Here is a 22,892-nt window from a genome sequence, read left to right as displayed (position 1 = left end):
GCGTGCAGGGCCGTGCTTCCCGCCATTTTTCGCCACTTGCTGCAGTGCCCCGCGAAGCCTTATTCCATAAGGCTGCTATTCAAATTACCGAACCATAGCGAGACAAATTGACCGATACGGGGCTCTACCGCGCTGCAACGTGGAAAATGTGTATAAGTCAAGTCTTGACAAGCAACGAATCGGCAACCGGGGCGGGGTTGCGCCCTGTTTAGCGCCGACAGCGAAACACTGTCACCCCGCAGTGCAGCATGACAGCGCTTGCGTTCAGCCCGCCGCTCCGCTACGGATCGCGCGGCTGTGGGTATGCACTTCGTCGACGAGTTCGGCGACGTGATCGGGCGACGTGAATTGCGAAATGCCGTGCCCGAGGTTGAAAACATGGCCCGGATGGTTGCCGTAGCTGTCGAGCACCGCGCGCGCCTGCTCGCGCACCGCGGCCGGCGGCGCAAACAGGATCGTCGGGTCGAGGTTGCCCTGCAGCGCGACGCGCCCCGCGACGCGCTCGCGCGCGGCGCCGAGGTTGACCATCCAGTCGAGCCCGACCGCGTCGACGCCGATGGCCGCGATCTCCTCGAGCCACAGCCCGCCGCCCTTCGTGAACGTGATCACCGGCACGCGTTCGCCGTCGTGCTCGCGCTTGAGCTGCGCGACCACGCGACGGATGTAGTCCAGCGAGAAGCGCTGGTATGCGCCGTCCGCCAGCGCGCCGCCCCACGTATCGAAGATCATCACGGCCTGCGCGCCCGCTTCGATCTGCGCGTTCAGGTATGCGGCCACCGCCTGCGCGTTCACGTCGAGGATCCGGTGCATCAGGTCGGGGCGCGAATACGCCATCGACTTCACCGTGCGGAAATCGTCCGACCCGCCGCCTTCGACCATGTAGCACGCGAGCGTCCAAGGGCTGCCCGAGAAGCCGATCAGCGGCACGCGCTGGCGGCCCTGGCCGTCGGTGAGCGCGCGGCGTATCTCGCGCACGGCGCCCGTCACGTATCCGAGCGTTTCCTCGATGTCCGGCACCGCGAGCTTCGCGACGTCGGCCTCGGTACGCACCGGATGCGCGAACTTCGGCCCTTCGCCGACCTGGAAATCGAGGCCGAGGCCCATCGCGTCGGGAATCGTCAGGATGTCCGAGAACAGGATCGCGGCGTCGAGCGGAAAGCGCTCGAGCGGCTGCAGCGTCACTTCGGTCGCGTAGTCGGGATTCTTCGCGAGGCCGAGGAAGCTGCCGGCACGCGCGCGCGTCGCGTTGTATTCGGGCAGGTAGCGGCCGGCCTGGCGCATCAGCCAGATCGGCGTGTAGTCGGTCGGCTCGCGCAGAAGCGCACGCAGGAAGGTGTCGTTGAGCAGGTTATGGGCCACGGTAGGAGCGACGATGCGAAGGCAAAGCGGCATTTTACCGGACTGCCGCCTTCAGGCTGCGCATGCCGACGCGATGGCGGCCATATGACGCGCGCAATGGCTCCGTTATGATCGGACGCTCATATCGAACCAGACGAAGGAGGAGACCGATGAAAACATTCGCCACGCTCGCCGCAACCGCGCTGCTCTGCTGCGCCGCCGCGCACGCGCAAACCGGCGCGGGCCCCGCTGCAGCCGCACCGGGCGCCGGCTCGCGGCTCGACGACGTGCTCGCGCGCGGCACGCTGCGCGTCTGCACGACGGGCGACTACAAACCGTATTCGTACTACCGCGCCGACGGCCGTTTCGAGGGCATCGACATCGACATGGCCGAATCGCTCGCGAAGTCGCTCGGCGTGAAAACCGACTACGTGAAGACGAGCTGGTCGAACCTGACCGCCGATTTCGTCGCGAAATGCGACATCGCGGTGGGCGGCGTCTCGACGACGCTCGAGCGCCAGAAGCGCGTGTTCTTCACGCAGCCGTACGTCGTCGACGGCAAGACGCCGATCGCGCGCTGCGCGGACGCCGACAAATACCAGACCGTCGCGCAGATCGACCAGCCCGACACGCGCGTGATCGTGAACCCGGGCGGCACCAACGAGCGTTTCGCGAAGCAGTATTTCACGCACGCGAACCTGACCGTCTACCCGGACAACGTGACGATCTTCAAGCAGATCCTCGCGGGCAAGGCGGACGTGATGGTGACGGATGCATCCGAGACGCTGCTGCAGCAAAAGCTGAATCCGGGCCTGTGCTCGGTGCATCCGGACAAGCCGTTCCAGTTCGGCGAGAAGGCGTACATGGTGCCGCGCGGCGATGCCGTGTTCCAGCAGTACGTCGACCAGTGGCTGCATCTCGCGCTGTCGACCGGCGAATACCAGGCGATTTCGGACAAGTGGCTGAAGTAAGCGGGTACGCGCGCGGCGGCCGATAACGGGCACCGACCCCGTGGCCGCCGCCCGCGAAAGTCGCGGCGCGTCGGCGGCCGACAGACCACCGTTACACATCGGCGCCGCGTGCCGGCACGTCCGAACCGGCCGAAATCATCCGGATTGGCCGAATGGCCGACTTCCACACATTCCGATCACGTTTCAAAATCTTTCTGACGAATGAATCGTCATATGTGGTATCTGCCGCGCGGCGCACTTTATCGCGTGCAAATCGGCAGTTCATCGAGCCGGATACGCATGAAAAACGCATCGCACGCATACGATGAAAACGCTGCGGAAAATATGAGTAAAAATGACCTTTTTCAGGATCCCGAAAACAGCAAAAAATCCCGGGAAGCCTTATCTGGCGGGCGTTACAACCTGAAACACTTTGTTACCGCGACGGGTCATTAATTCGCCCACAATGGCCTCAACGGTTTCAACACGGATGCGGTCTCGTGTGCCAAGTGTGAGCGGACGCGAAGCGCTGCGAGCCAGTCGGTCACGTACCGAAGCCCTTCCGAGGGGCATCCCTGTTGGAGTCGTTCCCGGCCCCCGCCGGGCACGGTTTCATCTTTGGTCTCCTCGCGCTAACCCCGTAGCGTGTGGTTTTTAGCGGGCTAATAAGCCCGCTTTTTTTCGTCCATCGAAAACGCAACGGCCCGCAGGCCGCCACGTTTGTCCCGCCGCCCGGCCGCGTCATGCGGTCTTCTGCACGTCGAGCTTCAGTTCCTCGATCATCCGGTCGCGCATCACGAACTTCTGCACCTTGCCCGTCACCGTCATCGGCAACTCGTCGACGAAGCGGATATAGCGCGGAATCTTGTAGTGCGCGATCTGCCCGTTGCAGAACGCGCGCACGTCGTCCTCGGTCATCTGCTCGTCGGCTCGCAGCACGATCCACGCGCACAGCTCCTCGCCGTATTTCGCATCGGGCACGCCGAATACCTGCGCGCTCTGGATCTTCGGATGCCGAAACAGGAATTCCTCGATCTCGCGTGGATAGACGTTCTCGCCGCCGCGAATCACCATGTCCTTCAGGCGCCCGACGATGTTGCAGTAGCCATCCGCGTCGAGCGTCGCGAGGTCGCCCGTATGCATCCAGCCGTCGACCAGCACCTCGCGTGTCTTCGCGTCGTCGTCCCAGTAGCCGAGCATCACCGAATAGCCCTTCGTGCACAGCTCGCCCGTCGCGCCGACCGGCACGATGCCGCCGCTCGGATCGACGATCTTCACTTCAAGATGCGGCTGGATGCGGCCGACCGTCGTCGTGCGCTTCTCGAGCGGATCGTCGGTCGAGCTCTGGAACGACACGGGGCTCGTCTCCGTCATCCCGTACGCGATCGTGATCTCAGACAGGTGCATCTGCGACACGACGCGCTTCATCGTCTCGATCGGGCACGGCGAGCCCGCCATGATCCCGGTGCGCAGCGTCGACAGGTCGAAGCTCGCGAACTGCGGGTGATCGAGCTCCGCGATGAACATCGTCGGCACGCCATGCAGCGCGGTGCAACGCTCTTCCGCCACGGCCGCGAGCGTCGCGACGGGGTCGAACGCTTCACCGGGGAACACCATCGCCGCGCCCTTCGACACGCACGCGAGCACCGCCAGCACCATCCCGAAGCAGTGATAAAGCGGCACCGGAATGCACAGCGAATCCTGCTCGGTGAAGCGCATCGCCATCGCGATCGAACGCGCGTTGTTGACGACGTTGCGGTGCGTGAGCGTCGCGCCCTTCGGGCTGCCGGTCGTGCCGCTGGTGAACTGGATGTTGATCGCGTCGGTCGACGCGAGCGTCGCGCCGATCGCATCGAGCAGCGCGGGATCGACGGCCCGGCGGCCGCGCGCCATCACGTCCGCGAAGCGGAACATGCCGGCCGGCGCGACGTCGCCCATCGACACGACCGTGCGCAGGCTCGGCACGCGTGCCGCATGCAGGTCGCCCGGCGTCGCGGTCGCGAGCTCCGGCGCGATGGTCTGCAGCATCTCGACGTACGCGGACGTCTTGAAGCGCTCGGCCGCGATCACGGCCTTGCAGCCGACCTTGTTCAGCGCGTATTCGAGCTCCGACAGCCGGTAGGCCGGATTGATGTTGACGAGCACCGCGCCGATACGCGCGGTCGCGAACTGCGTGAGCAGCCATTCGCTGCGGTTCGGCGACCAGATGCCGACGCAGTCGCCCTTCACGATCCCGAGCGCGGCCAGGCCGGCCGCCAGCACGTCGACCTCGTTCGCGAACTCGCGCCAGGTCCAGCGCACCTGCTGCTCGCGGAACACGACGGCCGGGCGATCGGGAAAGCGGCCGGCCGTGTCGAGCAGGAAGCGGCCGATCGTCGCTTCGGATAGCGGTACGTCGGTCGCGCCGCGCACGTAAGACAATCCGTTTTCGGGCGCGATCAGCGCCCCCACGCCAAGGTCTGCTGCCATGTGTGTCTCCGTCCTTTTTGTCTGATCGGTTCGCGCGCGATCGCGGCGCCCGCCTCCGTCGCCGCACGCGCGACGGACAGCCTCACCGCGGATGATGACGCGCTCCGCTGACGACACTCTGACATCAATTCGCGGCGCACGGATGAAATAGCACGACCGGACGAGAAGCCCCAGAGCGCAGCGCGCAGGCGAAAAAAAAGCAGCCCGAAGGCTGCTTTCTTTCGCGGGATACGCGGCGCGACTTAATGCCGGCTGCGGATCTTCGCCAGACGCTGGATCGCCTCGAGCTGCGCCATCGCGGTCGCGAGCTCGGATTGCGCTTTCGCGAGGTCGAGATCCGACTTCGCGTTCTGCAGCGTTTCCTCGGCGCGCTTGCGCGCTTCCTCGGCTTTCGCCGCGTCGAGGTCCTTGCCGCGGATCGCGGTATCGGCGAGCACCGTCACGGCGCCCGGCTGCACTTCGAGAATGCCGCCTGCGACGAACACGAATTCGTCGTTGCCGCCCTCGACTTCGATGCGTACCGCACCCGGACGAATCCGCGTGATCAGCGGCGTGTGGCCCGGCAGAATACCCAGCTCACCCGTTTCGCCCGGCAGCGCGACGAATTTCGCCTCGCCCGAGAAGATCTGCTCTTCCGCGCTGACGACGTCTACTTTGATGGTTGCCATATCGACTCCAATCTCATGCACGGCGGGTTGAGCGTGTTGCGATCGGCATGGCCGGCCGGGATGGACAGTCGAACTGCCGATCCCGGCCGGGCCACGCCGGCGTGCTACTCACTCAAGCCCTTACTGGATCTTCTTGGCCTTTTCGAAGGCTTCGTCGATCGTGCCGACCATGTAGAACGCCTGTTCCGGCAGGTGGTCGCACTCGCCGTCGACGATCATCTTGAAGCCGCGGATCGTTTCCTTCAGCGGCACGTACTTGCCCGGCGAGCCCGTGAACACTTCAGCAACGTGGAACGGCTGCGACAGGAAACGCTGGATCTTACGTGCGCGCGCGACCGACAGCTTGTCTTCCGGCGACAGTTCGTCCATGCCCAGAATCGCGATGATGTCGCGCAGTTCCTTGTAGCGCTGCAGCGTCTGCTGAACGCGACGGGTGATCGAGTAGTGCTCTTCACCGATCACGTTCGGGTCGATCTGGCGCGACGTCGAGTCGAGCGGGTCGACCGCCGGGTAGATACCCAGCGAAGCGATGTCACGCGACAGAACGACGGTTGCGTCCAGGTGGCCGAAGGTCGTAGCCGGCGACGGGTCGGTCAAGTCATCCGCAGGGACGTACACGGCCTGGACCGACGTAATCGAGCCCTTCTTGGTCGACGTGATGCGCTCTTGCAGCTTGCCCATTTCTTCAGCCAGCGTCGGCTGATAGCCCACTGCCGACGGCATACGGCCGAGCAGTGCCGACACTTCGGTACCGGCCAGCGTGAAACGGTAGATGTTGTCGACGAAGAACAGCACGTCGAGGCCTTCGTCACGGAAGTGCTCGGCCATCGTCAGGCCGGTCAGCGCAACGCGCAGACGGTTGCCCGGCGGCTCGTTCATCTGGCCGTACACCAGCGCGACCTTGTCGAGAACGTTCGAGTCCTTCATTTCGTGGTAGAAGTCGTTCCCTTCACGGGTACGCTCGCCCACGCCCGCGAACACGGAGTAACCGCCGTGTTCCTTCGCGATGTTGTTGATGAGCTCCATCATGTTGACGGTCTTGCCCACGCCAGCACCGCCGAACAGGCCAACCTTGCCGCCCTTTGCGAACGGGCAGATCAGGTCGATGACCTTGATACCCGTTTCGAGCAGTTCGGTCGACGGCGACAGTTCGTCGAACGCCGGTGCCTTCTGGTGGATCGAACGCGTCGTTGCGCTTTCGATCGGGCCGGCTTCGTCGATCGGACGGCCGAGCACGTCCATGATACGGCCGAGGGTCGGCTTGCCGACCGGCACCGAGATCGGCTTTGCCGTGTTCTTCACGGTCAGGCCGCGGCGCAGGCCGTCGGATGCACCCAGACAAATGGTACGGACCACGCCGTCGCCCAGCTGTTGCTGGACTTCGAGCGTCAGTTCCGAGCCATCGAGAATAAGCGCGTCGTAGATCTTCGGCATGCTGTCGCGCGGGAATTCCACGTCGATAACGGCGCCGATGCACTGTACGATCTTGCCTTCTACCAAAGCAGCAGTACTCATCGCTTTTCCTTTAAATACCTGATTCTTTACTCGCGCAAAGGCGCAGTTGTCGTCCCGGGCGCGCGCTTAAACAGCGGCTGCGCCGCCGACGATCTCCGACAGTTCTTTCGTAATCGCGGCCTGACGGCTCTTGTTGTACACGAGCTGCAGTTCGCTGATCACCGTCTTCGCGTTGTCGGACGCGGCCTTCATCGCGACCATCCGCGCCGATTGCTCGGACGCCATGTTCTCCGCGACGGCCTGGTACACCAGCGCCTCGACGTAACGCACGAGCAGTTCGTCGACGACTGCCTGCGCGTCCGGCTCGTAGATGTAATCCCACGACGTGGCCGGCGTACCGTCATCGGCTTCGAAGTGCTCCGACGACAGCGGCAGCAACTGCTCGATCACGGCTTCCTGCTTCATCGTGTTGACGAAGCGCGTGTAAGCGATATAAACCGCCGACAGCTTGCCTTCCGAGTACAGGTCGAGCTGCGTCTTCACAGCGCCGATCAGCTTGTCCAGATGCGGGGTATCGCCGAGGTGCACGACCTGCGACATCACCTTCGCGCCGAAGCGGTTCAGGAACCCGAGGCCCTTGCTACCGATCGCGGTGGCTTCGACCTTCTGGCCCTTCTCTTCCAGCTCCTTGAACTTCTGCACCGTCGCACGCAGCACGTTGGTGTTCAAACCGCCGCACAGACCCTTGTCCGTCGTGACGAGGATGATGCCGGCCGTGTTCGCGCCGTCGTTTGCCACCATGAACGGGTGGCGGTACTCCGGGTTCGCGCGGCTCATGTGCGCGGCGATGGCACGGACCTTGTCCGCATAAGGACGAGCGGCGCGCATGCGTTCCTGCGCGCGGCGCATCTTCGATGCGGCCACCATCTCCATCGCCTTCGTGATCTTGCGCGTGTTCTGCACGCTCTTGATCTTGCCGCGAATTTCCTTCATTCCAGCCATAGCTTGCTCCTTGACCGAAGCGGCGCGGGCGCATCAGCACCCGCGCGGCCTCAGTGTGTCACTCGCGGATCAATAGGCACCGGACTTCTTGAAGGATTCGATCGCCGCGCGCAGCGCGCCTTCGTCGTCCTTCGAGAGATCCTTGGTGTCTTCGATGCGCTTGATGAGGTCAGCGTGGCTGGTCTTCAGGTTTTCGCGCAGGCCCTTCTCGAACGACAGCACTTGCTTGACGTCGAGGTCGTCGAGGTAGCCGTTGTTCGCGGCGTACAGCGACACGGCCAGTTCCCACACCTGCAGCGGCTGGTACTGCGGCTGCTTCAGCAGTTCCGTCACGCGGCGGCCGCGCTCGAGCTGCTTGCGGGTCGCTTCGTCGAGGTCGGATGCGAACTGCGCGAATGCGGCGAGTTCACGGTACTGCGCGAGGTCGGTACGGATACCGCCCGACAGCTTCTTCACGACCTTCGTCTGAGCGGCGCCACCGACTCGCGACACCGACACGCCGGCGTTGATTGCCGGGCGGATGCCTGCGTTGAACAGGTCGGTTTCCAGGAAGATCTGGCCGTCGGTAATCGAGATCACGTTCGTCGGAACGAACGCGGTCACGTCGCCAGCCTGCGTTTCGATGACCGGCAGTGCCGTCAGCGAACCGCTCTTGCCCTTCACTTCGCCGTTCGTGAACTTCTCGACGTACTCTTCCGACACGCGAGCCGCACGCTCCAGCAGACGCGAGTGCAGATAGAACACGTCGCCCGGGTACGCTTCACGGCCCGGCGGGCGGCGCAGCAGCAGCGAGATCTGACGGTATGCCCATGCTTGCTTGGTCAAGTCGTCATAGATGATCAGCGCGTCTTGGCCGCGGTCACGGAAGTATTCGCCCATCGTGCAGCCGGCGTACGGTGCGAGGTACTGCATCGCAGCCGAATCCGAAGCCGAAGCGGCGACGACGATCGTGTATTCCATCGCGCCCGTTTCTTCGAGCTTGCGAACCACGTTCATGATCGACGAAGCCTTCTGGCCGATCGCGACGTAGATACAGATCAGGTCCTTGCCCTTCTGGTTGATGATCGCGTCGAGCGCCACTGCGGTCTTGCCGCACTGACGGTCGCCGATGATCAGCTCACGCTGGCCACGGCCGATCGGCACCATTGCGTCGATCGACTTGATGCCCGTCTGCACCGGCTGCGACACCGACTTACGCCAGATCACGCCCGGAGCGATCTTTTCGATCGCGTCGGTCAGCTTTGCGTTGACCGGGCCCTTGCCGTCGATCGGGTTGCCGAGCGCATCGACCACGCGGCCGACGAGTTCCGGACCAACCGGGACTTCCAGAATGCGGCCCGTCGTCTTGACGATGTCGCCTTCCGAGATGTGTTCGTATTCGCCGAGAATCACCGCGCCGACCGAGTCGCGCTCGAGGTTCAGCGCGAGGCCGAACGTGTTGCCCGGAAACTCGAGCATTTCGCCCTGCATCACGTCCGACAGGCCGTGGATACGCACGATACCGTCGGTCACGGAGATCACGGTGCCCTGGTTGCGAACGTCTGCGCTCGCTTCAAGGCCCTGGATCCGGCTCTTGATCAGCTCGCTGATCTCAGAGGGATTGAGTTGCATTATTCGCTCCTGATAGTCAATTCTGTTGCGTGCCGGCGTGGCGCTCAGGCGGTCAAGGCAGCCTGCATCGATGCGAGACGCGCGCGAACCGAGGTGTCGAGCACTTCGTCGCCGACCGTCACGCGCACGCCGCCGATCAACGACGAATCGACTTCGACCGTCGGTTTCAGCTTGCGCTTGAACTTGCGTTCGAGGCCCGAGACGAGACTGTCGAGATCCGCGCCGTTCAGCGGGAACGCGCTTACGATCTCGGCGTCGGCGGCACCTTCACGTTCGTTCTTGAGCGCCTCGAACTGCTCGGCAATTTCCGGCAGCAGCGCGATGCGATGATTGTCGACCAGCATCTGCACGAAGTTCTTCGCTTCGGCGCCGGCCGCGAGCGGCGACTTCACCGCAGCAAGCAGCAACTCGGCTACTTGCGTGCGCGTCACCTTCGGGCTCGACGCGACCGACAGTACTTCCGGCAGACGCGCAACCTGGGCCAGCTCTTGCACGAGCGTGGACCAGGCGGCGATGTCACCGCCCTCGGCCACGCGGAACAGCGCTTCTGCGTAAGGGCGGGCGATGGTTGCAAGTTCGGCCATGATCAGAGCTCGGCTTTCAGTTGATTCAGCAGTTGGGCGTGGGCCGTTTGATCGACTTCGCGCTTCAGGATCTGCTCGGCGCCCTTCACGGCCAGCGAGGCGACTTCGCCACGCAGCGCTTCGCGCGCCTTCACGATTTGCTGTTCTGCTTCCGCCTTCGCCTGAGCGACGATGCGGGCGGCTTCAGCCTGGGCGTTGGCCTTGATTTCCTCGGCGACCGCCTGGGCACGCTTTTCAGCGTCGGCGATGCGCTGCTGGCCGTCGTTGCGGGCCTGCGCGAGTTCCTGGTCCACGCGCTTGTGCGCTGCGTCGAGTTCCGCCTTGCCCTTTTCCGCGGCGGCGAGGCCGTCGGCGATCTTCTTCGAACGTTCGTCGAGGGCGTTGATCAACGGCGGCCACACGAATTTCATCGTGAACCACGCGAGGACCAGGAACACGACCATTTGCGCAAACAGAGTTGCGTTGAGATTCACGGTGTTTCCTTATCTGCTATTCCGGAAAAATGAAACGGTAAGGCGCTCATCGAGTTGCATTCGATCAGCGCCCCAAGTCTCCGTTCCGCCCTGCGCCGGCTTGCGCCGGACGCATATTTCCGAGGAACCTTAGCCTGCGAGCTTCGACAGGAGCGGGTTCGCGAATGCGAACAGCATTGCGACACCAACACCGATCAGGAATGCAGCGTCGATCAGGCCGGCCAGCAGGAACATCTTCGTTTGCAGCGGGTTGATGAGTTCCGGCTGACGTGCGCAGGCTTCAATGTACTTGCCACCCATCAGCGCGATACCGATACAGGCGCCGATTGCACCCAGGCCGATGATGATGCCGATACCGATGGCGGTCAGACCCTGGATGTTGGCGATGTAAGCTTGCATGATCACTCCTTTGTGAAAAGACTTGGAACTGAGATTTAAAAAACTAAAACGGAAACTCTTTCTTGCACGCCGCGCTTAGTGCTTGTCGTGCGCCTGGCCGAGATACACCAGCGTCAGCATCATGAAAATGAATGCCTGCAACAGAACAATCAGGATGTGGAAGATTGCCCAGACGCTACCCGCGATCACGTGACCAACGAAGCCGAGGAACGTTGCGTCGCCACCGAAGCTCCACATGCTGCCGAGCAGGGCGATCAACAGGAACAACAGCTCACCCGCGTACATGTTGCCGAACAGCCGCATACCGAGAGAGACGGTCTTCGCGAGATATTCGACAATGTTGAGCGCGAGGTTCGGGATCCACAGCAGCGGGTGTGCGCCGAACGGGGCCGACAGCAGCTCATGCACAAAGCCGCCCGCGCCCTTGATCTTGATGCTGTAGTAGATCATCAGGACGAACACGCCGAGCGCGATGCCGAGCGTACCGTTCAGGTCGGCCGTCGGGACGATGCGATGGTGGGAAATCACGTCCGACAGACCGAGCAGGCCGATCACGCGGCCCGGCAGGTCGACCGGGAGGAAGTCGAGGGCGTTCATCAGCGCGACCCACACGAACACCGTGAGCGCGAGCGGAGCGATGAAGGTACGATTGCCGTGGACGATGGCCTTCGACTGGTCTTCGACCATTTCGACGAGCATCTCGATTGCGCACTGGAAACGGCCCGGCACGCCCGACGTCGCCTTGCGCGCAGCCAGACGCAGCAGGACGAACGTCACGATGCCGCAAACGATCGACCAGAACAGCGTGTCGAGATTCCAGACGTGGATGTCGAAAATCGACGTCTGATGCGAGGTGGAGAAATTCTGCAAGTGGTGCGCAATGTACTCGGACGGATCCGGACCGCGCGTGCCTTCGCTAGCTGCCATATCGTTAATGCCACCCAAATTGTCGAAAATCGTTTTGCCAGTTCCGCAACACGCTATTGCGGGAACGGGCCGGTGCGGTTCGTTGTCGAAACCGCACGCTGCTTGTTCTTTACCGCCAGGCCAGCGCGATCCAGTACGTCTTCAGCACGACGAGGTACGTGACGAGGAACGGCACCCAGTGCACGCCGGCCCAGCCGAACGCCACTGCTGCGAACATCCCGATCGTCAGGCCGAGCTTCAGGGCTTCGCCCATCACCCAGCTCATCACGGTGGCCGAACCACCTGCCTTCAGTCGTGCCACGAACAACGCACTTGGCACCCAGCCAATCGCTCCGCCCAGAAACGCGGATTGCGCAGCGGCGCCCGGCGACTTCGAAAACAGCCACCACGCCAGCGTTGCAACCAGGGACAGGACCACTTGCGCGAACACCACCTTGTAGGGGGTCACGCGCGAGGGCTTGCTCACGTTCGGACCGAACAGCCTCTCGGCTTCTGCCCGTGTAAGCGGAACGATGTTGTTATCTTGTTGCTCGGCATCCCAGTCATCGTCGGATTCGCGCCGCTCGCCGGCCGCCGAAGCGGTGCGTTGCGTGCGCTGATCATCGTGCCTGTCGTCCGGCGCCTGACCCGCCATCGCAATCTTCCGCAAAATCCTTGAACCCGACCCCAAGCTTTCTGAAAGCTTTCAGGGGTGCCTAGCTAACAAATCCGGGCGATTGTAAGCGATAGTTGCAAGTGATTCAAGGCTTTAGACGCGACAAAAACCTGCGTAAAACGACGCCTCATCATGTGAAAAAACACGCGATTCGACGACGTACGATGACAGTTGTAAGGTCGGTTTTTTGCACCGGTATTTCTTGCCCGAAAAAAGCCGGTGACGCGGGAATGGCGCGGAAACGATGCCCGGCCCGGGCACTGCCGGTGCGGCATGATCGCCGCCGGGAATCCGCTGTGGAGCCGCGGCCGGGAACACCCTCGCGCGAGGGCCGGGACAAGCAAGAGACTGTGGCCGCTCGAGCGCACTCGGCCCGCGAAATTCGATCGGACGCCGGTGCAGCGATTTATCCAATCAGTTGTCATGCCACCACAGACGATCGACTGTGGGTTGCGGGATTTATCAACAGCCCAACAACCACCGCACATGCTGTGCGCCCTCCTCGCCACCCGAACGGCACGCCTGTGCCGCACGCACCCGCCCGCATCGCTCAACCGTGAACGAGCAGCCACGCGCCGAGCGCCGCACTCGCGAGCGCGAACGGAATCGAGACCAGATGGAACGGCAGCCACATGCGCGGCTCCTTCGCGAGGCGCACCGCGATCAGGTTCGCGAGCGAACCGATCGCAAAACCGAAGCCGCCGACCGATACGCCGAATGCGAGCGCGCGCCAGTCGTGCGTGAACTCCGACAGCAGGATCGCAGCCGGCACGTTGCTGATCCCTTGCGACAGCACCGCACCGGCCGCGAATACGCGCAGCGGCGAATCGAGATGCGCATGCGCGATCGCATCGTGCACGACGGGCAGCGCCGCCGCGCTGCGCAGCACGACGAACATCAACACGAAGATCAGCAGCAGCAGCCAGTCAATCTTCAGGACTGCGTTACGTTTGACGACGAGCAGCACGATCGCGACCGCAACCAAGCCCGGCAGCGGATGGTGCGCATCGGCGAGCAACACGAATGCCGCGAACAGCACCGCGGCGATCAGCGCGTGCATGCGCTGCACGGGCAATGCGACGGCGTCGCCGGACAGGTCGAGCGGCTTCGCGCGAAACGCGCATGCGGTCACCGCGAGCAGCAGCACCATCAGCGCGATCGCGAGCGGCCCGAGCGTGACCACGAAACGGCCGAACGATACGCCGCTCAATTGCCACAGGAAAAGATTCTGGGGATTGCCGAGCGGCGTCGCGACGGACCCCGCGTTCACGGCCAGTGCGACGACGATCACGAGCCGCCGGAATGGCAGCGGCGTCAGCGCTCGCAGCGACACCATCAACGGTACGACGACGAACAGCGCAACGTCGTTGGTCAGCCACATCGACAGCACTGCAGCGAACACGACGAGCAGCATCGCGAGCCCGCGCTCGGAACGCACGTGATGCACGATGCGGTGCGCGAGCCACATCAGGCAGCCCGACAACTCGAGCGCCTTGGTCAGCATCAGCAGGCCCGCGAGCGTCGCGACCGTCTGCCAGTCGATGAGGCCAGCCAATACGGAAAATGGTTGCGGACGCACCCATTGCAGCACGATCAGGCCAAGCGCGAGCACCGATAACACAGGTTCCTGCGCAAGCCATCCGAGCCACCGGCGCGGCGCCGGTGCGCCCGTCTCCTCCATCGGCCGCTCGTTACTCTTCGGTCGCAACGTTGCCGCGCAGTCGCACGAGGATGCCCTCGAGCGCGTCGAGGTTGCCGAAGTCGATCATCACCTGCCCTCGCCCGCGGCGGCCGAGCTTGATCTTCACCGTCGACGCGAGCAGGTCGGACAACTCTTCTTCGAGACGGCGCGTATCGCGGCCGCCGTCGTCCTTCGCGCGTGCCTTCACCGCCGGCACTTCCTTCGTCGTGTGTGCGACGAGCTTCTCGGTCTCGCGCACCGACATGCGCTTGTTGACGACCTGATGGGCGAGCGTGATCTGCGTGGCCGCATCGACCGCGAGCAGCGCGCGTGCGTGCCCCATGTCGAGATCGCCGGCCAGCAGCATCGTTTGCACCGGCGACGCGAGGTTCAGCAGGCGCAGCAGGTTCGACACCGCGCTGCGCGAACGGCCGACCGATTCGGCCGCCTGTTCGTGCGTGAAACCGAACTCGTCGAGCAGGCGCTGGATACCGTGCGCCTCTTCAAGCGGGTTCAGATCCTCGCGCTGGATGTTCTCGATCAGCGCCATCGCGGCGGCGGCCTGATCGGACACGTCCTTCACCAGCACCGGCACTTCATCGAGACCCGCCAGGCGGGCCGCGCGGAAACGGCGCTCGCCCGCGATGATCTCGTATTTGTCTGATGAAATGGGCCGTACCAGGATCGGCTGCATCACGCCCTGCGCGCGAATGCTCGCCGCGAGCTCCTGCAGGCTGCCTTCGTCCATCCGCGTCCGCGGCTGGTACTTGCCGGCCTGCAGCTTGCCGAGCGCGAGCGTGTTCGGTGCGCCTTCGATCTTCACCGCTTCGGTGATATCGGCGCTGCCGCCGAGCAGCGCTTCGAGGCCACGTCCCAAGCCCTTCTTCTTTGGTACCGCGTTCATGTCTTTCTTCCTCGCTTCGCTCATGTCCGGATCACGACACTTCGAACGCGCGAACGCGTTCGATCATCTCGGCGCCGAACTGGAGATACGCTTGCGCACCGCGCGAGCTGCGATCGAACACGACGCCCGGCAGCCCGTAACTCGGCGCTTCCGCCAGGCGCACGTTACGCGGAATCACCGCGTCGAACACCTTGTCGCCGAAGTGCGCTTTCAGTTGATCGGAAACTTGCTGCTGCAGCGTGATGCGCGGATCGAACATCACGCGCAGCAAGCCGATGATCTTCAGGTCGCGATTCATGTTCGCGTGAACCTGCTTGATCGTGTTGACGAGGTCCGACAACCCCTCCAGCGCGAAGTACTCGCACTGCATCGGAATCACGACGCCATGCGCCGCGCACAGCCCGTTCAGCGTCAGCAGCGACAGCGTCGGCGGGCAATCGATCAGCACGAAATCGTAGTCGTCGGCGACGTGCTCGAGCGCGGCCTTCAGCCGACGCTCGCGGTTGTCGATGCTGATCAGTTCGATCTCGGCACCGGACAGCTCGCGGTTCGCGGGCAGCACGTCGTAGGTGACGCCTTCCGGACGCACGCGTGCATCGGTCACCGACACGCCATCGACCAGCACCTCGTACACGGTCGATTCGCACGCGGCCTTGTCGATCCCGCTGCCCATCGTCGCGTTACCCTGCGGGTCGAGATCGATCAACAGGACTCGTTGCTCCTGCGCGGCAAGGCTTGCGGCGAGATTGACCGATGTCGTCGTCTTGCCGACGCCCCCCTTCTGGTTCGCAACGCAGAAGATCTTTGCCATCGTTGGTGTGTTCCCTTTACCTTCAAACAAACGGCGCGCTGGCGCGCGCCTTCAATTCGCTTCGTCGACGGCCACTTCGATCAGATGCCGTTCGGCATCGAGCATCGGCACCGCCAGCCGCATCGTCCGCTTCACGCGGCTGCCTTCCGGCAACCGTGCAATCTCGTCCTCCGGGTGTACGCCCTTCATTGCCCAGATCGATCCACCCTGCGCAACCAGATGTCGAGCAAGTTTAACGAAGTCGGATAGATCAGCGAAGGCGCGGGATACGATCATGTCGAATTTTTCCGGCACTTCGACGCCCGGCTGCAGCGATTCGACCCGCCCGGTGACAACCGACAGGTTCGCGAGCTTCAGTTCCGCGCGCATCTGGGTCTGGAATGCAGACTTCTTGTGCACGATATCGTTCAGCGTGACCTGCCAATCGGGCTCGACGATCGCCAGCACGATACCGGGCAACCCGCCGCCCGAGCCGACGTCGAGTACGCGGGCCGACGCACGGCCACGCAGATGCGGAACGATGGAAAGCGAATCGAGGATGTGCTGGATCAGCATCTGCTTCGGGTCACGGATCGCAGTCAGGTTGTAGACCGCGTTCCACTTGCCGAGCAGCGCGACATAGTCGAGCAGCTGGTTGCGTTGTGTATCCGTCAGCGTAAGGTCGAGCGCCGTCGTGCCGTCGACGAGCATCTGTTCCAGTACGTCCCGATTAACCGCCGGCGCGCGACGCGCCGTCATTGTTGCGTCGGGACGGCGCCGTCCCCCTGCTCCGTTGCCTCAGCGGCAGTGCCGTTACGGCGACCCAGGCCGCGGCGCTTCAGGTGCACCATCAACAGCGAGATGGCTGCGGGTGTAACGCCCGAAATGCGCGACGCCTGGCCGATCGTTTCCGGCCGGAACTCGTTGAGCTTCTGGCTCACTTCGAACGACAGGCCGCGAACTTCGCGGTAGTCGATACCGTCCGGCAGACGCGTGTTCTCGTTCGCATCGTTGCGTTCGATCTCGGATGCCTGACGCTCGATATAGCCCTGATACTTGATGCCGATCTCGACCTGCTCCTTGATCTGCTCGAGCAGCACCGGATCGTCGGCCAGCGGCTCGCCCGGACCGAATTCACCACCCTTCAGGCCGCACACGCCGTCGTAGGTGACACCCGGGCGACGCAGCAGGTCAGCGAGGCTGTATTCGTGATCGATCCCCTTGCCAAGCAACGGAGTCGCTTCTTCCGGCGGCAGCGTCTTCGGCGTTACCCACGTCGACTTCAGGCGTTCGGTTTCACGTGAAACAGCGTCGCGCTTCCGGCTGAATGCGTCCCAGCGCACGTCGTCGACGAGGCCCAGTTCGCGACCCATCTCGGTCAGGCGCATGTCGGCGTTGTCTTCGCGCAGGCTCAGGCGGTACTCGGCTCGGCTCGTAAACATCCGGTACGGCTCAGCCACGCCGCGCGTCACGAGATCGTCAACCAGCACGCCAAGGTACGCTTGGTCACGGCGCGGGCACCACGCATCCTTCTCCTGCACGTAACGGCCCGCATTGAGGCCGGCCAGCAGACCTTGGGCAGCAGCCTCTTCGTAGCCGGTTGTCCCGTTGATCTGGCCCGCAAAAAACAACCCGTTGATCGCCTTCGTCTCGAGCGACGCTTTCAGCGCGCGCGGGTCAAAGTAGTCGTACTCGATCGCGTAGCCGGGGCGCAGGATATGCGCGTTTTCGAGGCCGCGCATCGAATGCACGAGCTCGAGCTGGACGTCGAACGGCAGGCTCGTCGAGATCCCGTTCGGATAAAACTCGTTGGTCGTCAGCCCTTCCGGCTCGAGGAAGATCTGGTGCGATTCCTTCGATGCGAACCGATGGATCTTGTCCTCGATCGACGGGCAATAACGCGGCCCGACGCCTTCGATTACGCCTGTATACATAGGCGAACGGTCGAGGCCGCCACGAATGATGTCGTGCGTGCGCTCGTTCGTATGCGTAACCCAGCACGGCAGCTGCCGCGGATGCTGCTCCGCGCGGCCCAGGAACGAGAACACCGGGATCGGATCGAGATCGCCCGGCTGCTCGTCCAGCTGCGAGAAGTCGATCGTACGGCCGTCGATACGCGGCGGCGTACCAGTCTTCAGGCGCCCCTGCGGCAGCTTCAGCTCCTTCAGGCGCGACGACAGCGACACGGCTGCCGGATCGCCCGCGCGACCGCCCGTGTAGTTGTTCAGGCCGACGTGGATCTTGCCGTCGAGGAACGTACCCGCCGTCAGCACGACGGCGCGGGCACGGAAGCGGATGCCGATCTGCGTAACGGCGCCCACCACGCGGTCGCCTTCGACCATCAGGTCGTCGACGGCTTGCTGGAACAGCCACAGGTTCGGCTGGTTCTCGAGCCGATGGCGGATCGCGGCCTTGTACAGGATGCGATCGGCCTGCGCACGCGTCGCGCGCACCGCCGGACCTTTCGACGAATTGAGGATCCGGAACTGAATACCGCTTTCGTCCGTCGCGGCGGCCATCGCGCCGCCCAGCGCATCGACTTCCTTGACCAGATGGCCCTTGCCAATGCCGCCGATCGACGGATTGCAGCTCATCTGCCCGAGCGTTTCGATGTTGTGGGTCAGCAGCAGTGTCTTCGCGCCCATTCGGGCGGACGCCAGCGCGGCTTCCGTGCCGGCGTGACCGCCACCGACGACGATGACGTCAAATTCTGTGGGAAAAAGCATGGTGGATTCCGTACGCAGGACTGCGCACGAACCTATCAGAGAAATGTATGGGCCGAATTATAGCGGGTTCGCTTTTCACCCGAAGGCCGTCCGAATGGTAGGGTCTGTGTATTTCGCTGCTTTTTCGACGACGGGAAGTCCAACCTGTGACGCCGAGCCTACTCCGACAACGCTCCTGGCAGTTCGCAGCACATCGTTGCGTCTGTGCAAAAACCGGCTGGGCAAGAGACTCGCACGCGCGACACATAACCGAATCGACGCCTGTGATCGACACACTAGTTCGGACGCAACGCCCTGTGCCCACCCTCTTTTTCACAGGATTTCCGCCTGTTGGACCGCCCCTTATCCACCGAGATGCGACGCATCGTCGACCTGTGCAGAGAACCTGATCTGTAGACACCCTATCCCGCCGCGTCACACAGATCTTCCGACTATTCCTTCGGCACTTATCCCCGGGCCTCGGCCCATCGCAACACCACCCAACCCCACAAACAAAAACGGCGTGTTTCACGTGAAACACGCCGCCCGTTTCCCGCCAACCGCTTCAACCATCAAGCTGTTTTCTTCGCCAACCCGAGGTACGTTTCGATCACGCGCGGATTCTGCGCAAGCTCCGCCGCCGGCCCTTCCAGCGCAAACTCACCCGTCTCCAGCACATAACCGTAATCGGAGATTTGCAATGCAGCCCGTGCGTTCTGCTCGATCAGCAGCGTCGCCACACCCGTACTGCGCAACGCGCTGATGATATGAAAGATCTCCTTCACGATCAGCGGCGCCAGCCCGAGGCTCGGCTCGTCGAGCATCAGCAGATCAGGCTTGCCCATCAGCGCGCGACCGACCGCGAGCATCTGCCGCTCGCCGCCGGATAACGTGCCGGCCGCCTGCTTGCGCCGTTCCTTCAGCCGCGGAAACAACGCGAACACGTGATCGAGCTGGTCGAGGAAGTTCGATTCGCCGGCCTGCTTGCGTCGATACGCGCCCAGCACGAGGTTGTCTTCGACCGCCATCGTGCTGAACAGCTCGCGCTTTTCCGGCACGAGGCACATCCCGCGCGCGACGCGCTGCTCGACCGGCAACCCGCCGACGTCGTTGCCGCGATACACGACCGCGCCCGACGCATGCCCGGTCACCGGCAGCGCACCCATGATCGCGTTCAGAAGCGTCGATTTGCCGGCTCCGTTCGGGCCGATCACACTGACGATCTGTCCCGCGCCGACCTTGATCGCCGCGCCGTGCAACGCCTCCACCTTCCCGTACCGGACCGCCAGCCCGCGCACTTCGAGAATCGGCATCGTCGTGTCCGTCATCACTCCACCCCGCCCAGATACGCTTCGAGCACCGCCGGGTCCTGCTGCACGTCCTGCGGCAGTCCTTCCGCGATCCGCGTGCCGAATTCCATCACCACCAGCCGGTCGGTGAGGTTCATCACGAAATCCATGTCATGTTCCACGAGCAACACGCTCATCCCTTCCGCTTTCAAGCGCCGCAGCAGATCGGCGAGCTGCTGCTTCTCCTGATAACGCAGCCCGGCGGCCGGCTCGTCGAGCAGCAGCAGCGTCGGATCGCAGCACAGCGCACGCGCGATCTCGAGAATCCGCTGCTGGCCGAGTGCGAGGCTGCCCGCTTCGTCGTACATGTGTTTTTCAAGCCCGACGCGACGAATCTGGCGTGCGGCTTCGGCCAGCAACTGCGCCTCCTCGTGCGCATTGAGCCGCGCGACGCTGCGCCAGACACCCGTGTGGCCGCGCAGGTGCGCACCGATCGCGACGTTCTCGAGCACCGTCATCGCCGGCAGCAGCTTCACATGCTGGAACGTGCGGCCAATGCCCCGCCGCACGATCTGGCGCGACGTGAGCCCGTCGATGCGCTCGCCGCGGAACGTGATCGTGCCGCCCGTCGGCTTCAGCACGCCGGTCACGAGGTTGAACGTGGTCGACTTGCCGGCGCCGTTCGGGCCGATCAGACCGATGATCTGCCCGGCTTTCACGTCGAAGCTGACATCGTTGACGGCCACGAGCCCGCCGAACTGCTTGCGTGCGTTGTCGACGACGAGCAACGGCTCGCCGGCCGCGGGCTTCGCGCGCTGCGGCAACGGGTCGGCATGCTCGGGCACATGCGCGTGCGGCCCGCGCGGGAACAGCTTCGCGAAGAACGGCCACACGCCCTGACGCGCGTACTGCAACAACAGCACCATCAGCACGCCGAACACGATGATCTCGAAGTTGCCTTCCGAGCCGAGCAGCTTCGGCAGCAGCGTCTGCAGGTAGTCCTGCAGCACGGTCAGGATCGCCGCGCCGAGCACCGCGCCCCATACGTGCGACACGCCGCCGACCACGGCCATGAACAGGAATTCGATCCCGTGGTTCAGGCCGAACGGGGTCGGGTTCACCGCGCGCTGCAGGTGTGCATACAGGAAGCCCGACACGGCTGCGAGCACGGCCGCGTAGACGAAGATCACCACGCGCATCCACGCGGTGTTCACGCCCATCGCCTCGGCCATCACGCCGCCGCCGCGCAGCGCACGGATCGCACGGCCCGGGCGGCTGTTCAGCAGGTTCTGCACGGACACGATCGCGGCCAGCACCACCGCCCAGATCAGGAAATACAGGCTGCGGCCGCTTTCGAGCTCGATGCCGAACAGGTTCAGCGCCGGAATCCCGTTGATCCCGTCGTACTTGCCGAGCAGTTCGAGGTTGCCGAACAGGTAGAACAGCGCGAGGCCCCACGCGATCGTGCCGAGCGGCAGGAAGTGCCCGGACAGCCGCATCGTGACCGCGCCGAGCACGAGCGCGACGAGCGCCGTCAGCACGACGCCGACGATCAGCGCGAGCCAGGGCGATACGCCGTACTTCGTCGTCAGGAATGCGGTCGCATACGCGCCGATGCCGACGAACGCGGCCTGCCCGAAACTCGTCATCCCGCCGACGCCCGTCAGCAGCACGAGCCCGATCGCGACGATCGCATAGAGGCCGATGTAGTTCAGCAGCGTGATCCAGTACTCGGGCACCTGCAGCGCACCGGGCAGTACCGGCAACGCGAACAGCACCACGAGGAACACCCAGAAAGTCTTGTTGCGTACCATCGTCTTCATCGCGTCACTCCTCTTCCTCTTCCGCATGCGGCGTCGCGAAGCTCCGCCACAGCAGCACCGGAATGATCAGCGTGAACACGATCACCTCCTTGTATGCGCTCGCCCAGAACGACGAATACGATTCGAGCACGCCGACGAGCAGCGAGCCGGCGGCCGCGAGCGGATAGCTGACGAGCCCGCCGATGATCGCGCCGACGAAGCCCTTCAGGCCGATCAGGAAACCCGAGTCGTAGTAGACCGTCGTCAGCGGGCCGACGAGGATGCCGGACAGCACGCCGAGCCCCGCCGCGAACGTGAACGCGAGCCGCCCTGCCTCGGTCGTGCCGATCCCGACGAGCCGCGCGCCGAGCCGGTTCACCGACGTCGCGCGCAGCGCCTTGCCGGCGATCGTGCGGCCGAAGTACACGTAGAGCGCACCGATCAGCACCAGCGCCGTGACGACGACCAGGATGCTCTGCACCGACACCGTCATGCTGCCGATCGACAGCGACGCATCCGAGAATCCGTTGGTGCGCGAGCCTTCCGCGCCGAACATCACGAGCCCGAGGCCGACCATCGCGAAATGGACCGCGACCGACACGATCAGCAGCAGCAGCGTCGTGCCTTCGGCAATCGGCTGATATACGAGCCGGTAGACGAACGGCCCCATCGGCACGACGATCGCGAGCGTCAGCGCGATCTGCGCGAGCATCGGCATCGGCTGCGCGGCAAAGCTGCGCGTGATCGCGAATACCGCGAGCGGCAGCAGGATGTAGCGGCTGCCGAGCGTCGCGAGCGTGCGGCCGAGCAGATGGCGGCGTTCGCGATGCCGGATCAGGCCGCCGACTTCGAGCAGGAAGCACGCGATGCCCATCACGAACAACAGCCAGCAGGTGGCGGGGAATTTCTGCGTCTGCAACGCGGCAAGCGTCAGCGCACCGTAGGCGACGAATTCGCCCTGGGGAATGAAGATCACCCGCGTGACGGAAAACACCAGTACGAGCGCCAGCGACAGCAATGCATAAATGGCGCCGGTCGTAATGCCGTCTTGCGCGAGGATCGCCGCAATCGAGAGATCCATACGTTTCGTGTATCGAGAATGCTGCGGAGAAACGAAAGACGGGAACGGCCGGGGCGCACGGACGGCAAGATCGGGGCGCCACGCGGCGGCCCCGGTGGTTCCATGCGGC

General features: G+C 63.8%; 21 protein-coding genes. 2 read left to right on the top strand and 19 right to left on the bottom strand.

Annotated elements, in window-relative coordinates; genetic code table 11:
• Positions 1–264 precede the first annotated feature (264 nt).
• Positions 265–1,359: a uroporphyrinogen decarboxylase gene (gene hemE, locus BBJ41_RS10125; RefSeq protein WP_279610578.1), complete on the bottom strand. Its 1,095-nt coding sequence runs from the start codon at positions 1,357–1,359 to the stop codon at positions 265–267.
• 149 nt (positions 1,360–1,508) lie between these two features.
• Here hemE and BBJ41_RS10120 point away from each other — a divergent pair, with 149 nt between their 5' ends.
• Entirely contained in the window at positions 1,509–2,309 is an 801-nt protein-coding gene (locus BBJ41_RS10120; protein WP_069746383.1) for a transporter substrate-binding domain-containing protein, read from the top strand.
• A gap of 213 nt (positions 2,310–2,522) precedes the next feature.
• Positions 2,523–2,744 carry a hypothetical protein gene (locus tag BBJ41_RS40310; protein WP_156814765.1) on the top strand — a complete coding sequence of 74 codons (222 nt, stop codon included), beginning with the start codon at positions 2,523–2,525 and terminating at the stop codon, positions 2,742–2,744.
• A 285-nt stretch (positions 2,745–3,029) separates the two neighbouring features.
• Here BBJ41_RS40310 and BBJ41_RS10115 read toward each other — a convergent pair whose 3' ends face one another.
• The 18 genes from BBJ41_RS10115 to BBJ41_RS10030 all read right to left on the bottom strand — a co-directional run bounded on the left by BBJ41_RS10115 (position 3,030) and on the right by BBJ41_RS10030 (position 22,783).
• The gene (locus tag BBJ41_RS10115) at positions 3,030–4,757 is read right to left on the bottom strand and encodes an AMP-binding protein (RefSeq protein WP_069746382.1); all 1,728 of its coding nucleotides are present in this window, start codon (positions 4,755–4,757) and stop codon (positions 3,030–3,032) included.
• 242 nt (positions 4,758–4,999) lie between these two features.
• Positions 5,000–5,425, bottom strand: coding sequence for a F0F1 ATP synthase subunit epsilon (locus tag BBJ41_RS10110; RefSeq protein WP_006477288.1), 426 nt, complete (start codon positions 5,423–5,425; stop codon positions 5,000–5,002).
• 120 nt (positions 5,426–5,545) lie between these two features.
• Entirely contained in the window at positions 5,546–6,940 is a 1,395-nt protein-coding gene (gene atpD, locus BBJ41_RS10105; protein ID WP_069746381.1) for a F0F1 ATP synthase subunit beta, read from the bottom strand.
• A 66-nt stretch (positions 6,941–7,006) separates the two neighbouring features.
• On the bottom strand, positions 7,007–7,882 hold the full coding sequence (atpG, locus tag BBJ41_RS10100; RefSeq protein WP_059602072.1) for a F0F1 ATP synthase subunit gamma: 876 nt from the start codon (positions 7,880–7,882) through the stop codon (positions 7,007–7,009).
• A 69-nt stretch (positions 7,883–7,951) separates the two neighbouring features.
• Entirely contained in the window at positions 7,952–9,493 is a 1,542-nt protein-coding gene (gene atpA, locus BBJ41_RS10095) for a F0F1 ATP synthase subunit alpha (RefSeq protein WP_060240264.1), read from the bottom strand.
• Positions 9,494–9,537: 44 nt separating this feature from the next.
• Positions 9,538–10,077: a F0F1 ATP synthase subunit delta gene (locus BBJ41_RS10090; protein ID WP_034188172.1), complete on the bottom strand. Its 540-nt coding sequence runs from the start codon at positions 10,075–10,077 to the stop codon at positions 9,538–9,540.
• 2 nt (positions 10,078–10,079) lie between these two features.
• On the bottom strand, positions 10,080–10,550 hold the full coding sequence (locus BBJ41_RS10085) for a F0F1 ATP synthase subunit B (RefSeq protein WP_006751767.1): 471 nt from the start codon (positions 10,548–10,550) through the stop codon (positions 10,080–10,082).
• Between the two features lie 129 nt (positions 10,551–10,679).
• Entirely contained in the window at positions 10,680–10,949 is a 270-nt protein-coding gene (gene atpE, locus BBJ41_RS10080) for a F0F1 ATP synthase subunit C (RefSeq protein ID WP_006482730.1), read from the bottom strand.
• 75 nt (positions 10,950–11,024) lie between these two features.
• Positions 11,025–11,876, bottom strand: coding sequence for a F0F1 ATP synthase subunit A (atpB, locus tag BBJ41_RS10075; RefSeq protein WP_069746380.1), 852 nt, complete (start codon positions 11,874–11,876; stop codon positions 11,025–11,027).
• A 109-nt stretch (positions 11,877–11,985) separates the two neighbouring features.
• Positions 11,986–12,510, bottom strand: coding sequence for an ATP synthase subunit I (locus BBJ41_RS10070; protein WP_069746379.1), 525 nt, complete (start codon positions 12,508–12,510; stop codon positions 11,986–11,988).
• Between the two features lie 571 nt (positions 12,511–13,081).
• Positions 13,082–14,212, bottom strand: a complete 1,131-nt coding sequence (locus tag BBJ41_RS10065) for an SLC13 family permease (RefSeq protein WP_069746378.1) — start codon at positions 14,210–14,212, stop codon at positions 13,082–13,084.
• Positions 14,213–14,222: 10 nt separating this feature from the next.
• A complete protein-coding gene (locus BBJ41_RS10060) occupies positions 14,223–15,116 on the bottom strand; it encodes a ParB/RepB/Spo0J family partition protein (protein WP_069747658.1) in 894 nt (297 codons plus the stop codon).
• Between the two features lie 31 nt (positions 15,117–15,147).
• Positions 15,148–15,927, bottom strand: coding sequence for a ParA family protein (locus BBJ41_RS10055; RefSeq protein ID WP_034183831.1), 780 nt, complete (start codon positions 15,925–15,927; stop codon positions 15,148–15,150).
• Between the two features lie 51 nt (positions 15,928–15,978).
• Complete coding sequence (gene rsmG, locus BBJ41_RS10050; RefSeq protein WP_069746377.1) at positions 15,979–16,665, bottom strand: 16S rRNA (guanine(527)-N(7))-methyltransferase RsmG; 687 nt, start codon at positions 16,663–16,665, stop codon at positions 15,979–15,981.
• Positions 16,662–18,632 (bottom strand): tRNA uridine-5-carboxymethylaminomethyl(34) synthesis enzyme MnmG, encoded by a 1,971-nt coding sequence (mnmG, locus tag BBJ41_RS10045; RefSeq protein WP_069746376.1) that lies wholly within the window; start codon positions 18,630–18,632, stop codon positions 16,662–16,664. The genes rsmG and mnmG overlap by 4 nt, the downstream gene beginning before the upstream one ends.
• A gap of 551 nt (positions 18,633–19,183) precedes the next feature.
• On the bottom strand, positions 19,184–19,939 hold the full coding sequence (locus BBJ41_RS10040; RefSeq protein ID WP_069746375.1) for an ABC transporter ATP-binding protein: 756 nt from the start codon (positions 19,937–19,939) through the stop codon (positions 19,184–19,186).
• Positions 19,939–21,723, bottom strand: a complete 1,785-nt coding sequence (locus BBJ41_RS10035; RefSeq protein ID WP_069746374.1) for a branched-chain amino acid ABC transporter ATP-binding protein/permease — start codon at positions 21,721–21,723, stop codon at positions 19,939–19,941. The genes BBJ41_RS10040 and BBJ41_RS10035 overlap by 1 nt, the downstream gene beginning before the upstream one ends.
• Before the next feature lie 4 nt (positions 21,724–21,727).
• Positions 21,728–22,783 carry a branched-chain amino acid ABC transporter permease gene (locus BBJ41_RS10030; protein ID WP_069746373.1) on the bottom strand — a complete coding sequence of 352 codons (1,056 nt, stop codon included), beginning with the start codon at positions 22,781–22,783 and terminating at the stop codon, positions 21,728–21,730.
• Positions 22,784–22,892 lie beyond the last annotated feature (109 nt).

Source organism: Burkholderia stabilis (genome assembly GCF_001742165.1).
Lineage (GTDB): Bacteria > Pseudomonadota > Gammaproteobacteria > Burkholderiales > Burkholderiaceae > Burkholderia > Burkholderia stabilis.
Note: the sequence above shows the minus strand (reverse complement) of the source record. Positions and strands in the feature narration are given on the sequence as shown.

Coding starts and splice junctions, on each gene's coding strand:
- BBJ41_RS10120 (WP_069746383.1), top strand. CDS start 1,509: ATGAAAACATTCGCCACGCTCGCCGCAACCGCGCTGCTCTGCTGCGCC.
- BBJ41_RS40310 (WP_156814765.1), top strand. CDS start 2,523: ATGTGGTATCTGCCGCGCGGCGCACTTTATCGCGTGCAAATCGGCAGT.
- BBJ41_RS10115 (WP_069746382.1), bottom strand. CDS start 4,757: ATGGCAGCAGACCTTGGCGTGGGGGCGCTGATCGCGCCCGAAAACGGA.
- BBJ41_RS10110 (WP_006477288.1), bottom strand. CDS start 5,425: ATGGCAACCATCAAAGTAGACGTCGTCAGCGCGGAAGAGCAGATCTTC.
- atpD (WP_069746381.1), bottom strand. CDS start 6,940: ATGAGTACTGCTGCTTTGGTAGAAGGCAAGATCGTACAGTGCATCGGC.
- atpG (WP_059602072.1), bottom strand. CDS start 7,882: ATGGCTGGAATGAAGGAAATTCGCGGCAAGATCAAGAGCGTGCAGAAC.
- atpA (WP_060240264.1), bottom strand. CDS start 9,493: ATGCAACTCAATCCCTCTGAGATCAGCGAGCTGATCAAGAGCCGGATC.
- BBJ41_RS10090 (WP_034188172.1), bottom strand. CDS start 10,077: ATGGCCGAACTTGCAACCATCGCCCGCCCTTACGCAGAAGCGCTGTTC.
- atpE (WP_006482730.1), bottom strand. CDS start 10,949: ATGCAAGCTTACATCGCCAACATCCAGGGTCTGACCGCCATCGGTATC.
- atpB (WP_069746380.1), bottom strand. CDS start 11,876: ATGGCAGCTAGCGAAGGCACGCGCGGTCCGGATCCGTCCGAGTACATT.
- BBJ41_RS10070 (WP_069746379.1), bottom strand. CDS start 12,510: ATGGCGGGTCAGGCGCCGGACGACAGGCACGATGATCAGCGCACGCAA.
- BBJ41_RS10065 (WP_069746378.1), bottom strand. CDS start 14,212: ATGGAGGAGACGGGCGCACCGGCGCCGCGCCGGTGGCTCGGATGGCTT.
- BBJ41_RS10060 (WP_069747658.1), bottom strand. CDS start 15,116: ATGAACGCGGTACCAAAGAAGAAGGGCTTGGGACGTGGCCTCGAAGCG.
- BBJ41_RS10055 (WP_034183831.1), bottom strand. CDS start 15,927: ATGGCAAAGATCTTCTGCGTTGCGAACCAGAAGGGGGGCGTCGGCAAG.
- rsmG (WP_069746377.1), bottom strand. CDS start 16,665: ATGACGGCGCGTCGCGCGCCGGCGGTTAATCGGGACGTACTGGAACAG.
- mnmG (WP_069746376.1), bottom strand. CDS start 18,632: ATGCTTTTTCCCACAGAATTTGACGTCATCGTCGTCGGTGGCGGTCAC.
- BBJ41_RS10040 (WP_069746375.1), bottom strand. CDS start 19,939: ATGACGGACACGACGATGCCGATTCTCGAAGTGCGCGGGCTGGCGGTC.
- BBJ41_RS10035 (WP_069746374.1), bottom strand. CDS start 21,723: ATGAAGACGATGGTACGCAACAAGACTTTCTGGGTGTTCCTCGTGGTG.
- BBJ41_RS10030 (WP_069746373.1), bottom strand. CDS start 22,783: ATGGATCTCTCGATTGCGGCGATCCTCGCGCAAGACGGCATTACGACC.